Annotated in this window: 13 protein-coding genes; 6 read left to right on the top strand and 7 right to left on the bottom strand. The window is 74.6% G+C overall.

The window, feature by feature from the left end:
- Nucleotides 1-122: 122 nt before the first annotated feature.
- Complete coding sequence (locus QCD66_RS08390) at nt 123-1409, bottom strand: SLC13 family permease (protein ID WP_407567062.1); 1287 nt, start codon at nt 1407-1409, stop codon at nt 123-125.
- 150 nt (nt 1410-1559) lie between these two features.
- On the opposite strand from QCD66_RS08390, the gene gltX reads away from it, so the two are divergent.
- Nucleotides 1560-2969: a glutamate--tRNA ligase gene (gene gltX, locus QCD66_RS08385; RefSeq protein ID WP_364209498.1), complete on the top strand. Its 1410-nt coding sequence runs from the start codon at nt 1560-1562 to the stop codon at nt 2967-2969.
- Between the two features lie 63 nt (nt 2970-3032).
- Here gltX and QCD66_RS08380 read toward each other — a convergent pair whose 3' ends face one another.
- The gene (locus tag QCD66_RS08380) at nt 3033-3593 is read right to left on the bottom strand and encodes a copper resistance protein CopC (protein ID WP_375734751.1); all 561 of its coding nucleotides are present in this window, start codon (nt 3591-3593) and stop codon (nt 3033-3035) included.
- 263 nt (nt 3594-3856) lie between these two features.
- Here QCD66_RS08380 and QCD66_RS08375 point away from each other — a divergent pair, with 263 nt between their 5' ends.
- Nucleotides 3857-4513: a hypothetical protein gene (locus QCD66_RS08375; RefSeq protein ID WP_375734752.1), complete on the top strand. Its 657-nt coding sequence runs from the start codon at nt 3857-3859 to the stop codon at nt 4511-4513.
- Nucleotides 4514-4573: 60 nt separating this feature from the next.
- Here the strand turns inward: QCD66_RS08375 and QCD66_RS08370 are convergent, their stop codons facing one another.
- Together QCD66_RS08370 and QCD66_RS08365 are read right to left on the bottom strand one after the other, a co-directional pair.
- Complete coding sequence (locus QCD66_RS08370) at nt 4574-5224, bottom strand: response regulator (protein ID WP_375734753.1); 651 nt, start codon at nt 5222-5224, stop codon at nt 4574-4576.
- A gap of 14 nt (nt 5225-5238) precedes the next feature.
- Nucleotides 5239-7371, bottom strand: coding sequence for a histidine kinase (locus QCD66_RS08365; RefSeq protein ID WP_375734754.1), 2133 nt, complete (start codon nt 7369-7371; stop codon nt 5239-5241).
- A 184-nt stretch (nt 7372-7555) separates the two neighbouring features.
- Here QCD66_RS08365 and QCD66_RS08360 point away from each other — a divergent pair, with 184 nt between their 5' ends.
- Entirely contained in the window at nt 7556-8194 is a 639-nt protein-coding gene (locus QCD66_RS08360) for a hypothetical protein (protein WP_375734755.1), read from the top strand.
- 18 nt (nt 8195-8212) lie between these two features.
- On the opposite strand, the gene QCD66_RS08355 is transcribed toward QCD66_RS08360, so the two are convergent.
- Complete coding sequence (locus tag QCD66_RS08355) at nt 8213-8563, bottom strand: hypothetical protein (protein WP_364209480.1); 351 nt, start codon at nt 8561-8563, stop codon at nt 8213-8215.
- Between the two features lie 148 nt (nt 8564-8711).
- Nucleotides 8712-9251, bottom strand: a complete 540-nt coding sequence (locus QCD66_RS08350) for a hypothetical protein (RefSeq protein ID WP_364209477.1) — start codon at nt 9249-9251, stop codon at nt 8712-8714.
- A gap of 192 nt (nt 9252-9443) precedes the next feature.
- Here QCD66_RS08350 and QCD66_RS08345 point away from each other — a divergent pair, with 192 nt between their 5' ends.
- Nucleotides 9444-10643 carry a sensor histidine kinase gene (locus QCD66_RS08345; protein ID WP_375734756.1) on the top strand — a complete coding sequence of 400 codons (1200 nt, stop codon included), beginning with the start codon at nt 9444-9446 and terminating at the stop codon, nt 10641-10643.
- Nucleotides 10640-11287: a response regulator transcription factor gene (locus QCD66_RS08340; RefSeq protein WP_364209471.1), complete on the top strand. Its 648-nt coding sequence runs from the start codon at nt 10640-10642 to the stop codon at nt 11285-11287. The genes QCD66_RS08345 and QCD66_RS08340 overlap by 4 nt, the downstream gene beginning before the upstream one ends.
- On the opposite strand, the gene QCD66_RS08335 is transcribed toward QCD66_RS08340, so the two are convergent.
- A complete protein-coding gene (locus tag QCD66_RS08335; RefSeq protein ID WP_375734757.1) occupies nt 11273-11938 on the bottom strand; it encodes a phosphatase PAP2 family protein in 666 nt (221 codons plus the stop codon). The genes QCD66_RS08340 and QCD66_RS08335 overlap by 15 nt on opposite strands.
- A 62-nt stretch (nt 11939-12000) precedes the next feature.
- Here QCD66_RS08335 and QCD66_RS08330 point away from each other — a divergent pair, with 62 nt between their 5' ends.
- Complete coding sequence (locus QCD66_RS08330; RefSeq protein ID WP_375734758.1) at nt 12001-13329, top strand: PucR family transcriptional regulator; 1329 nt, start codon at nt 12001-12003, stop codon at nt 13327-13329.
- Nucleotides 13330-13337 lie beyond the last annotated feature (8 nt).

Genomic DNA, 13337 nt, shown 5'->3' with positions numbered 1-13337 from the left:
CGTGATCAGGGACCAGGACGCGCGTGTCGTCGGCGCGTCGGGGCGCAAACTCCCTGATCACCGCGATCAAGGAGGCGCCCAGAGGGCGAGCGACGCGGGCGAGCGGCGGGAGGCGCCGGCGGCTAGCCGGCGGTCAGGAGCAGGGCGGGGACGGCGGTGGCCAACACGACGACGGCGGTGACCAGGCCGGTGAGCAGGAACCGCAGCCAGGGCACCGCCAGCCCGGCCGCCCGGCAGCGCTCCAGCCACAGCAGGGTCGCCAGGGACGCCCACGGCAGCACCAGCGGTCCCACGTTCACCCCGAGCAGCAGCCCGAGCAACTGGTCGGTGTGCCCGGCCGGCACCACCGCCTCACCGGCGACGTACGCCGGCAGGTTGTTCAGCAGGTTGGCCAGGACGGCGCCGACGGCGGCGGCCAGCCCGATCCCGGCCGGGCCGGGATCGGTGCCGACGAGCGCCGCCAGCAGGCTGGACAGGCCGTGCCGGCCGACCGTCTCCACGATCAGGAAGAGGCCGGTGACCAGCACCGGCAGCCGCCACGGGAGCAGGCTCCAGCCGATGGCGGGCCGGTCGCGTACCGCGAAGGCGACCAGCACCACGACGGCGCAGGCGACCGAGACGGCGGCCAGCGTGACCCCGGCGACGATCCCGGCCACGAACAGGACGCACGCCGCCGCGGCGACCCGGAACAGCACCGGGTCCGCCGGCCGGTGCGGCACCGGCACCGGGTAGCGGGCGGCGGCGTCCCGCCGCCAGTGCAGCAGCCAGAGGCAGGCGGCGGTCGCCAGCACGGCGACGAGTTGCGGAGCGGCCATCCGCCCGGCGAACGCGGCCACCGGCAGCCCGAGCCGGTCGGCGGCGAGCAGGTTCGTCAGGTTCGACACGGGCAGCAGCAGGCTCGCCGTGTTGGCCAGCCACACCGTGGTCATCGCCAGCGGCAGGGCGACGATCCCGAGCCGGGCGGCCACGGCCAGCATGACCGGCGTCAGCAGGACCGCCGTCGTGTCCAGGTTGAGGAAGATCGTGGTCAGCGTCGCGAACGTGACGAGCAGCGCGAACAGCGCCCACCGCCGGCCCCGGCCGAGGATCGCGATCCGGACCGCGACGGCGTCGAAGACCTGTGCCCGGGCGGTGAGTTCGGCGAGTACGACCACCGCCACCAGGAAGACCAGCAGCGGGCCGGTCCGGCCGACGGTGGCCAGCGCGTCGGCCGTGGGCAGCAGGCCGGTCGCGACGAACAGCGCCCCGGCGGCCAGGGCGGCGACGGCCAGCCCGTCGAGGGTGCCGGCGCGGCGCAGCGCGGCCGGCATCCGGCGTAGCGGCCGGCGCCAACCCGGCCGGCCGACGGGTGGTGGTACGGGCCGGCCCGGCGCCGGGCCGGCCCGTACCACCGTCGAGACTTCCTCCACCGGCGGTCCCTCCCGCGCCGTACCCACCCCCGGCGCGTGCCCGGCCGTGGTCCGGCGAAGACGGTACCGCCCACGCGGCGGGGCGCGGCCGGAACGTGACGGGGGAAACCTGGTGGCGGCCGGCCCCGGTGCCGCCCGTAGGCTGGGGGTGTGACGGTACGCGTACGCTTCGCCCCTTCTCCGACTGGAATGTTCCACGTCGGCGGTGCCCGGTCGGCCCTCCAGAACTGGATCTACGCCAAGCAGCAGGGCGGGGTCTTCGTCCTGCGGATCGAGGACACCGACGCCGCCCGCAACCGGCCCGAGTGGACCGAGGGCATCCTCGACGCCCTCGACTGGATCGGCATCGAACGGGGCGGCTACGAGGGTCCGTACTTCCAGTCGGCGAACGCGGGCGAGCACCGCGCCGCCGCCGAAAAGCTGCACTCCGGCGGCCTCGCCTACTACTGCGACTGCACCCGGGAGGCGGTCCAGGCCCGCACCGGTTCGCAGTACCAGGGCTACGACGGCTTCTGCCGCGACCGGGGCCTCGGTCCCGGCGAGGGCCGGGCACTGCGGTTCCGTACGCCGGACGACGGGGCGACCCAGGTCGTCGACCTGATCCGGGGCGAGCCGACGTTCGAGAACAAGCTGATCGAGGACTTCGTGATCGCCCGTGGCGACGGGTCGGCGGTCTTCCTGCTCGCCAACGTCGTCGACGACATGACCATGGGCATCACCCACGTGATCCGGGCCGAGGAGCACCTGCCCAACACGCCGAAGCAGCAGCTGCTGTGGGAGGCGCTGGGGGCCCGCCCGCCGGTCTGGGCGCATGTGCCGGTGGTGGTCAACGAGAAGCGGCAGAAGCTGTCGAAGCGCCGCGACAAGGTGGCCCTGGAGGCCTACCGCGACGAGGGCTATCTCGCCGACGCGATGCGCAACTACCTGATGCTGCTCGGCTGGGCGCCGTCCGGCGACCGGGAGATCGTGCCGTGGTCGGTGATCGAGGACGAGTTCCGGCTGGAGGAGGTGAACCCGTCCCCGGCCTTCTTCGACGAGAAGAAGCTGCGGGCCTTCAACGGCGACTACATCCGCGCACTGCCGGTCGAGGAGTTCGTCGCCGCCTGCGACCCGTGGCTGACCGGTACGGAGTCGATCGCCGCGCCGCCGTGGCGGCCGGAGGACTTCGACCCGGTGGCGTTCGCCGCCGTCGCGCCGCTGGCCCAGACCCGGATCGCGGTGCTGAGCGAGATCGTGCCGAACGTCGACTTCCTGTTCCTGTCGACGCCCCCGGCCGACGAGGCGGCGTGGGCCAAGGCGATGAAGGAGGGCGCCGCCGACCTGCTCACCGCCGCGCTGGCCGCCTTCGAGGCGCTGCCGGACTGGACGGCCGACGCGCTGAAGGCGGCGCTGGAGGAGGTCGGCGCGCAGCGCGGGCTGAAGCTCGGCAAGGCCCAGGCCCCGGTACGCGTCGCGGTCACCGGCCGTACGGTCGGCCTGCCGCTCTTCGAGTCGGTCGAGGTGCTGGGCCGGGAGCGGACCGCGGCCCGGCTGCGCGACGCGATCGCCCGGCTGGGCTGATCCGCTCCACGTAGGACACGGCGGCGGCCGCCACTGGCGGCCGCCGCCGCCGCGTTCCGGGCCTCAGGTGCGGCGGCGCCGGGCGAACCCGACGGCGAGCAGTGCGACGACGGCGGCCAGCACCACCAGGCCGCCGATCAGCCAGGGCCACACCGGGCCGTCCTCGTTCTCGGCCGCCGCCGGGGCGAGCGACGGGGTGGCCGACGGCGACGGGGGTGCCGAGGTCGGCTCGGCGGTCGGGGTCGGCGACACGCTGGGCGTCGCGCCGACAGAGAGCGTGAACTTGACCGACCCCTTGATCGGGTGGGTGTCGCCGGAGATCACCTCGTACGCGACGGTGTAGAGCCCGGCCGGCCCGAGGGTGAAGGGCACGGTGACCCGGTTGCCGTCGAAGGTCGGCTCGCCGCCGTAGGTGGCCGCGCCGTCGGGTCCGGTCACGGTCACCTTGGTGGTGGCCGGGTCGAGCCGGGACAGGAAGCGCAGCTGCACCGTCTCCGGCGCCTTGTCGAGGGTGGCGCCGTTCTCCGGGTCGCTGCCGGTGAAGGAGTTGTGCGCGGCGGCCGGACCGGCGAGTAACAACACGCTCAGCGCACCCACGACGACGCCGAGCGTCAATGCCGTCAACCTGTGGACCCTGCCGCCCATGCCATCCTCCGCGCAGTTACGATTCGGCCGCTAACGATCGACTCAAGTTGTTGGTCGGTCGGCCATGGCAGATAGTTCCAAATAGTGCGCCAACCGGTGCAACCGAGGGACGTCGGGTGGCGTCTTTGCCTTTGAGGACGGATTTTCCGGCACCTCGCGGCACCCGCTCACCAGCCACAGCAGACAACACGCGCACCAGACCCAGCAAGACCATCCATCGATACGGGGCGAGGAGGTCGGTCGTGATCCGTGGGGTGGGCCGTCGAATCATTGTCGGGGTCGCGCTGGTCGCCGTGGGCCTGCTCGCGCTGCCCGGCGCCCCGGCGGCGCACGCCGCCCCCGAGGTGCCGCCGGCACCGACGTCGGTGACGATCAGCGGCGACGATCTCGCCGAACCGCTCGTGGTGGTCGCCGAGCAGCAGCCGGAGATCTTCACCGCGGTCATGGACCAGGTCAACTGGCTCGACCGGGCCTGGCACGCCGCCGCCCCGAAGCCCGAGACGCTCGGCCCGAAATACGTCCTGGTCGTGTCCATCGAGGACCGGGCGACGGAGACGTACGACCTCTACCCGCTGGCCGGCGGCGGCCCGCGGGCCTTCCGTCCGGCCAAGCAGCCCGACAAGCGCAAGACCGCCGAGGCGTGGTTCTTCGGCCGGCTCAGCATGCCGGAGGCGCTGCGGGTGGCCGGCGCCCCGCTGCCGGAGCAGCACGACGCGGTCAGTGCCGGGATCGGCGGTGGCGAGCGGGCGATCCCGGAGGACGCGCTGCGTCCCGGCGACGATCTCGACGAGATGTTCGCCGACCTGCGGGAGGTGCTGCTGATGAACGCCGCCGTGGTGGTGGTGATCACCCTGGGCCTGGCCGGCATCGCCCTGCTGGTCCGCCGCCGCACCAGGTAACGGGGCCGCACCAGGTGACGCCCCGCCCCGGTGCGTCGGCCCGGTAGCGGGCCCGGTCGGTCACCGGCCCAGCCCGGCCTCCCGGGCCCGGACGATCGCCTGCGCCCGGTCCGCCACCTGGAGCTTGGTGAAGACGTTCGAGACGTTGTTGCGGACCGTCTTGGGTGACAGGAAGAGCCGGTCGGCGATCTGCCGGTTCGACAGGCCGCCGGCGATCAGCCCCAGCACCTCCCGTTCCCTCGCGGTGAGCTGCGGAAACGGGTCGGCGTCGGCCCGGCTGACGGTGGCCAGGGTGGCAAAGTAGCTGGTCACCCGGGCGGCCAGGGCCGGGCCGAAGATGACCTCCCCGCCGGCGACCGCGGTGATCGCCCGCAGGATCTCGTCCTGGTTGGCCCCCTTGAGCAGATAGCCGCGGGCGCCGGCGAGCATGGCGGCGAAGACGCTCTCGTCACCGTCGTGCATGGTCAGCACGAGCACGCCGGTCGCCGGCGCGTCGGCGAGCACCCGGCGGGTCGCCTCGATCCCGTCGAGCCGGGGCATCTGGAGATCCATCACCACGACGTCGGGACGCAGCTCGGCGGCCAGCTCGACCGCCTCGATCCCGTCGGCGGCGGCGCCGACGACGTCGACGGTGCCGGTGGAGGTCAGCATCATCCGTAGCCCGTCACGGTAGACGGGGTGGTCGTCGGCCACCAGCACCCGGAGCGTCATCCCGGCTAACTCCCTCAAGCCTCAGCGGCGGCCCCGTCGGTCGCGGACCGGCCGTAAGGGATCATGGCACTGACCAGTGTTCCTCCGGAAGGACGACGCGTCACCGTACACGCGCCGCCGAGTTCCTCGGCGCGCTCCCGCATCCCGAGCAGCCCCACCCCGACCAGCGCGTCGGGGGCGGCGCCGCGGCCGTCGTCGGCGATCTCGACGCGCAGCGTACGGTCACCGGCCGCCAGCTCGACCGTGCAGTGGGTGGCGGCCGCGTGCCGGGACACGTTCGCCAGCGCCTCGCCGACGATCCGGTACGCGGCGACCTCGACCGCCGCCGGCAGCGCCGACAGATCGCCCGAGGTGGTGACGGTGACGTCCAGCGGTCCGCCACGGAACCGGGCGGCCACCTGCTCGACCGCGCCGACGAGTCCGAACTGGTCCAGGGCGGGTGGCCGCAGGTCGTGCACGAGCCGGCGGACGTCACCGAGCACCGCGGTCAGGTCGCCGGCGACCTGGGTCAGGATGCCGTCGGCCCCGGCGGCGTCCCGCCGGGCCACGTTGCGGGCCGCCTCGATCTTCAGGGCGGCCGCGGCGAGCGCCGGGCCGAGCCCGTCGTGCAGGTCCCGGCGCAGCCGGCGGCGTTCCTCGGCGACCCCGGTCACCAGCGCCTCCCGGCTGCGCTGCAGTTCCTCGGTGAGCGCGGTCGCCCGGGCCGCCGCGCCGGCCTGCCGTACGACGTCGGCGAGCAGCCGCTGGTCGGCGTCGGAGAGCCGGTTGCCGGGCCGGGCCAGCAGGGTGAGCCGCCCGATCGGCACCCCCCGGTAGGCGAACGGCAGCACCACCACGTCGTCGCGGGGCGTGCCGTACCCGGCGACGACCGTCCGCCCGTCGGCCCGGTCCAGTTCGACCCGGACGTACGGGGACCGGAAGGCGGTGGAGACCGTACGCGCGACGGCGAGCAGTTGCTCGTCCGGCCCGCTGGACTCCTCCAGCCGCCGGGCCAGGACGGAGACGACGTCGTACGGCTCGCCGCGGCCCCGCAGCAGCCGGGTGACCAGGCGCTGCATCCTGGCGCGCAGCGGCCCGTAGAGGACCGCGACGAAGCCGGCGGCGACGACGGCGGCGACCGGGTCGTCGACGAGCGTGCCGACGCCGACGAAGACGGCGATGTCGACGGCGACGATGACGGCGGCGAGCGGGCCGTAGAGCAGGGTCCAGCCGAGCAGTGCGTCGACGTCGTAGAGCCGGTAGCGGGTCACCGCGACGGCGACCGCGGCGCTGACGGCGACCATGGAGAGCGCGAACATCGCGCTGCCGATGAACTGGCCGCCGAGGACGAACGCGACCGGCAGCAGCGGCAGGCTCAGGCTGCCGGCGAGCAGCATCCACCGCAACTGGGCCCGCCGCTCGGGGTCCGATTGGCCGAACCGCCGGGCGAAGGCGGCGACCGGTACGACCAGGCTGACCAGGAGCGAGGCCGGGATGAGGTACTGGGCGGACGCCCAGAACCCGGCCGGCAGCGGCGGCGTGACGGGGTCGAGGGACACCCCGGCCAGGCCGGGCGGGACTGGTTCGCCGCCGGAGACGAGGTCCCACGGCACGGTGAGCATCAGCAGCACGGCCGTGCCGGTGCCGGCCAGCGACAGCGCCGCCGGCAGCCGCCAGCGGGGCGACGGCAGCCGACCGTCCGGAAAGAACAGCAGGACCAGCGGTACGACCAGATTGATCATCGGCCCGAAGCGGGCGCCGACGTACACCGCCGGGCCGGTCAGCGGCAGCCCGCCGTCGTGGGCGAGGACGGACAGGGCCGCGTACGTCGCGGCGAAGCCGTCCAGGCAGGCGATCAGCCCGCCGCCGGTGAGGATCCAGGTCATCCGGTGCCGGGGCACCCGGGCCGCGATCAGCGCACCGGACAGCGCGAACGCCAAACCGGGCAGGGTGGACGACCAGGCGGTGAAGTCCAGCGGGCCGGGCCGGGGCAGGTCGGGTTCGACCAGGTCGCACCAGAAGCTGGCCACGGTCAGTACGCCGCACAGGGCGGCGAGCCCGAACACGACGTACGCCAGCCACCGGTCGGTGGCGGCTCCGGCGGCGCCCGTCTCCCCCGCCGGACGCTCCGGTGCCGCCGGTGCCTTCGTCCGTAGGTCAGCTCCCACCGGTACAGGTTGCCCGGTGGGGTGTCCCGCTGTCTCGGGGGCCGGTGTCCCGTCACCCCCGGGACACCCGTACGCGCGAACGGCCGTGATCACGGGACCGGATCGGGCCGGCACTACCTGGCTGCCCGGGACGGTCGACGCGGATCGTCAGCGTCGGCAGTCGAATCGAACCGAAGGAGTCACGATGAGTGTGCACATCGAACGGGCCCGGGTCGAACCCGGCGCCCCCCGGCCGGCCGCCGACCGGCACCGGCTGGTCCCCCGGATCCGGGCGGCCGGGATCGCCCTCACCGCCGGCGCGGTCGCCTGGGCGGTCGGCACGCTGGTCGCCGGCGACCAGATGGACCAGGACGTCCAGCCGCTGGAGAACGCCACCAGCATGGTCTTCCTGTGCGGGGTGGCGGCCCTGACCCTGGTCGTGCTGGCGACCCGGGCGACCGGTCCGCGCAAGGGCCGGGCGTTCCCGATCGTCGTGCTGGCCCTGCTGGCGCCGGCGATGCTCTGGTCGGTCTTCGCGTTCGTCTATCCGGAGCAGGGGGTCGAGCCGGGTTGGATGCTGGTGCTGGACATGTGCTGGCCGCTGTCGCAGTTGTCGACGATCGTGATGGGCGCCGCCGTCGCCCGGGTGGGCCGCTGGACCGGCTTCCTGCGCTGGCACCTGCTGCTGGCCGCGCTGTGGCTGCCGGTCATGATCCCGTTCAAGAACCTCGCCGGGACGGTGGCGTTCACCTTCGCGAGCGCGATCTGGCTGGTGGCGACGTACGGGACGCTCGGGCTGCGGCTGGCGCTGCGACCGGCCGACACCCTCGGGGTACGGGACTGACGGGGCGGCGGGCGCCGGTCAGCACCACCGGCGCGGGGGCCGCTGCCGGCGGTTCTTGCGCCGGGTCGGGCGGACGGCGCCGTGCCGGTGGGCGCCGGCCCAGCCGTGCAGGTCGGTCCGGCAGGTGCTGGGCAGGGTGCCGCGGGGCAGGACGGTGGAGCCGTCGAGCTGCCGGTCGGGGACGGGGTCGGTGTCTTCGTCGGCTTCGACGTCGTCGTCGAGGACCGGCGGGCCGAGTTGGTGGGGGCCGACCCCGCACACCCAGCGGCCCGCCCCGGCCCCGCCGGGCGCGGCGTCCGCCTCCGGGGGGTCGACCAGCCGGGAGACCTCTTCGTCGGCGCAACCGTTTCCGGCCTCCCCTTGCGCCATCTCGATCTCCTCACCAAACCCCGCGCGTCCTCGTGGGACGCGGCCGTCCATACCGGGCCTACGCTGCCGGTTGTGGCGCGGGCCCGACCGGCATCGGCCGGTCCCTGGACGCTACTAGAAGTCGGTGACATCGAGACTGAGGCGAAACTCACTCGGCGGCTGATCGATGGGAAATCGTTGTCCAGACCGGGTAGGCGAGCAGCCAGATCACGATTACGGCGGTGAGGCGGGCCACCCAGGCAGCCAGTTCCCCGGTCCGGGCGAAGTCGCCGACGAGCAGGATGCCGCCGCCGAGCAGTGCGCAGGCGATCGCCCAGGCCAAGACAGCCTTGCCCCATTCACGCCATTCGTACCTGACCCGCGCCGGCCCGCCCTTCGGCGGCTTCCACGGCGGCGGGCCACCGGCGAACCGGTGCGCGAACCGCTGGTCGGCCCAGCGCACCATCGAGTGCCCGAAAGCGACCGAGAACCCGAGGTACGCCGCGGCCAGCCCGTGGACGAAGGTCGCCGTGGCCCCACCCCGCAGGTCGATCACGGTCGCCACCAGCAGCACCACGTCGACCAGCGGTACGCAGACCAGCAGCGCCGCCCCGAGCCGGCGCATCCGCAACAGGTAGCGGGCCACCAGCCCGGCGCCCAGCACCACCCAGAAGCCGATCTCACACGCCACGATCACCGCGAGCACCACAGCCGCCACCCCTCCCCGAACAGTCCGGCCGACTTCCAGCGTCGTGGACGGCCGGGCGGTGGACGTCAGCACTGGCGGCGAGATGCGGATACATCGAAGGGGGGAGGCGTACATCCTTCGACGGACGCCGCCGCCACCCGCGTCGTCGGCCGGGTGGAGCCGGCGGGGCACCGGCTGTGATGTGATCGGACGGTGACCGGACTGCTCGGCGCGGGACGCGGGACGCTGGGGCGGGACCTCGCGCTGGCCGGCCTGTACCTGGTCGGCGGCCTGCTGATCGTGGCCACCGGCGCCTACCGGGAGATCTCACCGGCGCCCGCCGAGATCCGGTTCCTGTTCTCGGTGACGCTGGCGGTGACCTGCGCCGGGGTCGCGTTACGTCGGGTGGCGCCGCGGGCCGGCCTGGCGGTGGGCACCGCCGGCACGGTCGCCGACGTGCTCCTCGGCGTGTCGCTGGCCACCATCCTGGTCTACACCCAGGTGCTCTACGACGCCGTCGTCTACGGGCCGCCGCGACTGTGGCGCTGGCTGCTGTGGATCACCAGCGCGCTGGCGGTGGGGCTCGCGGTCGCCGGTCTGGTCGTGGTCGGTTCCTGGACCGGGGTCGCCGCCGGCATCCCGGCCGTGCTGGCCGGCACCCTGCCGGTGCTGACCGGGCTGACCGTACGGCAGTACCGCGACCAGGCCACCGCCGAACGTGACCGGGCCGAGAAGGCCGCCCGGCTCGCCGAACTCGACCGCCGCCAGGCGATCACCGCCGAACGCACCCGGATGGCCAGGGAACTGCACGACGTGGTCGCCAACCACCTCAGCGCGGTCGCGATCCACTCCACGGCCGTGCTGTCCGTACCCGGGCTGGAACGGCCCAGGGTCGAGCAGGCCCTACAGGTGATCAGGGAGAACAGTGTGCAGGGGCTGGCCGAGATGCGACGGATGATCGACCTGCTGCGGGAACCGGCCGCCGCCGGGCCGGAGACGCCGGCGCTGTCCCGGACCGTCGAGCCGGGGCTGGCCGGGGTGGACCGGCTCATCGCCCAGGCGCGCGGCGCCGGGCTGGACGTGCGCCTGGAGACCACCGGGACGGTCCGGCCACTGCCCGCCAACGTCGACCTGGCCGCGTACCGGATCGTGCAGGAGTCGCTGACCAACGCGCTGAAGCACGGCGCCGGCCGGGCGGCGGTGACGGTCGGCTACGACCCCGGCCTGGTCCGGCTGGTGGTCAGCAATCCGCTGCCCGAGGTGGCCGGCCGGGGTGCGGCGCTGGGCGCCGGGGCCGGGCTGGTGGGCATGCGCGAACGCGCCGAACTGCTGCGCGGGCGCTTCGACGCCGGCCGGCACGGCCCGACCTGGCTGGTCCGCGCCGAGCTGCCGACCGGTGGGGAGACGGCGTGACGATCCGCCTGGTGGTCGCCGACGACCAGCCCGCCGTGCGCGCCGGCCTGGTCCTGATCCTCGACGCGGCACCCGACATCACGGTGGTCGGCGAGGCCGCCGACGGCGCGGAGGCGGTCGAGTTGTGCCGGGCCGTACGCCCCGACGTGGCCCTGCTCGACCTGCGGATGCCCGGCCGGGACGGGCTCTGGGCGACGGCCGAGATCGTCGGGGCCGGGCTGGCCGACGTGCTGGTGCTCACCACGTTCGACCTCGACGAGTACGTCTACGGCGCGCTGCGGGCCGGTGCCAGCGGCTTCCTGCTGAAGAACACCGACGCCGCCGGGCTGGTCGAGTCGGTGCGTACGGTGGCCCGGGGCGAGGGCGTCCTCGCCCCGGCGGTGACCCGGCGGCTGATCACCGCCTTCGCCGCGACCGGGGGCGCGCCGCCGGACCGGCGGGTGCTGGCCGGGCTGACCGCGCGGGAGGTCGACGTGCTGGCCTGCCTCGGCCTGGGCCTGTCGAACCAGCAGGTCGCCGATCGGCTGGCGATGGCGGAGAGCACCACGAAGACCCACGTCAGCCGGATCCTGACCAAGCTCGGCCTGCGCAGCCGGGTGCAGGCCGCGATCCTCGCCCAGGAGCTGCGCCTACCGGCTCCCTGAGCGGACCTCCCGGCCGGTGCCGCGGGCGGCCGCCGGACGGCCGGCGACGGCCGCCCGCGCGAGCAGCGGCACCACGCCGAGGGCGAGCAGCCAGCCGCCGAGCACGTCGGCCGGCCAGTGGGCGAGCAGGACGAGCCGGGTGATGCCGACGTACAGGGCGAACGTCACCGCCAGCAGCACCGTCACGGTCCGCGCGGTCCGCCCCTGCCGGGGCCAGAGCAGCAGTACGGCGGCGAGCGCGGCCGCCGCCGCGTTGCTGGTGTGCCCGCTCGGGAAGCCGTTGCTGTCGATCTCCACGAAGGCGTCCGGCGGGCGCGGGTGGTGCAGCAGCCAGTGCATCAGGGCCCACAGCACCGGCACGACGACGGTGACGGCGGCGCAGAAGACGGCGCGTACCCGGTCCCGGCGTACCGCGAGGACGACGGTGACCACGACGCCGGCGGCCAGGTACGGCAACGTGGCGGCGACGTCGGTCGCCACCCGCACCACCGCGACCAGGTCGGGGTTGCCGGCCCCGTGGCGGCGCAGCGCGTCGGCGACCGCGGTGTCGAGGTGGTCGAGCGGCGCCCACCCGCCGGTCACCAGCGCCAGCAGGACGGTGAACGCGGCCAGCGCGAGCAGCGGCACGGCAGGGTGCGGGCGGGCGATCATCCCAGCATCGTGACACGCGCCCGCGTTTCCGGCGGCGCGGCGCCGCATGGCAGGCTGGGGCGGTGGTGACCGAGGGTGCCGGGCCGGCGCGGGCGAAGCGTCGTGCGTCCGGCCGGGCGCCGGGCGGGGAGGCCGCCCGGGCGAAGGTGCCGGGCGCGGAGCCCGGACCGGCCACCGGCACGGACCAGGTGCCGGTCGAGCTGGCCGGCGGTGAGCTGGCCGACACCCTGCGCCGGATCGAGCGGTCGGCGGGCGCGCTGGCGACGGCGAGCGTGTCCCGGATGGACGAGACCCTGCCCTGGTTCCGGGAGCTGCCGGCCGACCAGCGGGCCTGGGTGATGCTGGTCGCGCAGACCGGGGTGCGGTCGCTCGTGGAGTGGCTGCGCCAGGGTGGCGCGGCGCTGGGCAGCCCGACCGAGGTGTCCGACGAGGTGTTCGCGGCGGCGCCACTGGCCCTGGCCCGGTCGATCAGCCTGCAACAGACCGTCGCGCTGATCAAGGTGATGATCGACGTGGTGGAGGAGCAGGTGCCGCACCTGGCCGCCAGCGGCGAGGAGCGGTTGCTGCGGGAGGCGGTGCTGAAGTTCTCCCGCGAGATCGCGTTCGCCGCCGCCCGGGTCTACGCGCGGGCCGCCGAGTCACGGACCGCCTGGGATGCCCGGTTGCAGGCGCTGCTGGTCGACGCGCTGCTGCGGGGCGACTCCGCGGACGTGCTGGCCAGCCGGGCGGCTGCCCTGGGATGGGGGGACGCGCAGCCGGTCGCGGTGGCGGTGGGCCGGTCGCCGGGCGGCGAGGTGGCGGCCGTGCTGCACACCATCTACCGGGCGGCCCGCCGGATCGGCGTGGAGATCATCGGCGGGGTGCACGGTGACCGGCTGGTGGTCGTGCTCGGCGGGGCGGCGGACCCGATGGCGGCCGCGACGAAGATGCTGGCCGGGTTCGGCGGCGGGCCGGTGGTGGTGGGACCGGCGGTGCCGCGCCTGGAGGAGGCGACCGACTCGGCGCGGGCGGCGCTCGCCGGGTTCCGGGCGGCGCCGGCGTGGCCGGCGGCACCGCGCCCGGTGGCCGCCGTGGAACTGCTGCCCGAACGCGCGCTGGCCGGCGACGGCGAGGCCCGGCGAACCCTGCGCCAGGACGTGTACGCGCCACTGGTCCGCGCCGGTGGCGAGCTGATGGAGACGCTGGACGCGTTCTTCGCCGCCGGTGGGGTGCTGGAGAGCGCCGCCCGCGCGCTGTTCGTGCACCCGAACACGGTCCGCTACCGGCTGCGGCGGGTGGGTGACGTGACCGGGTTCTCACCGCTGTCGGCCCGGGACACGTTCACCCTGCGGGTGGCCCTCACGATCGGCCGGCTGGACCCGGCACCGCCGGTCGTGTCTCCCGCCGGCTGACGACGCCA

This window comes from Polymorphospora sp. A560 (assembly GCF_045781765.1).
In the GTDB taxonomy this organism is placed as follows: domain Bacteria; phylum Actinomycetota; class Actinomycetes; order Mycobacteriales; family Micromonosporaceae; genus Polymorphospora; species Polymorphospora lycopeni.
The sequence above is the reverse complement of the archived record's forward strand: the minus strand, read 5'-3'. Positions and strand labels throughout refer to the sequence as shown.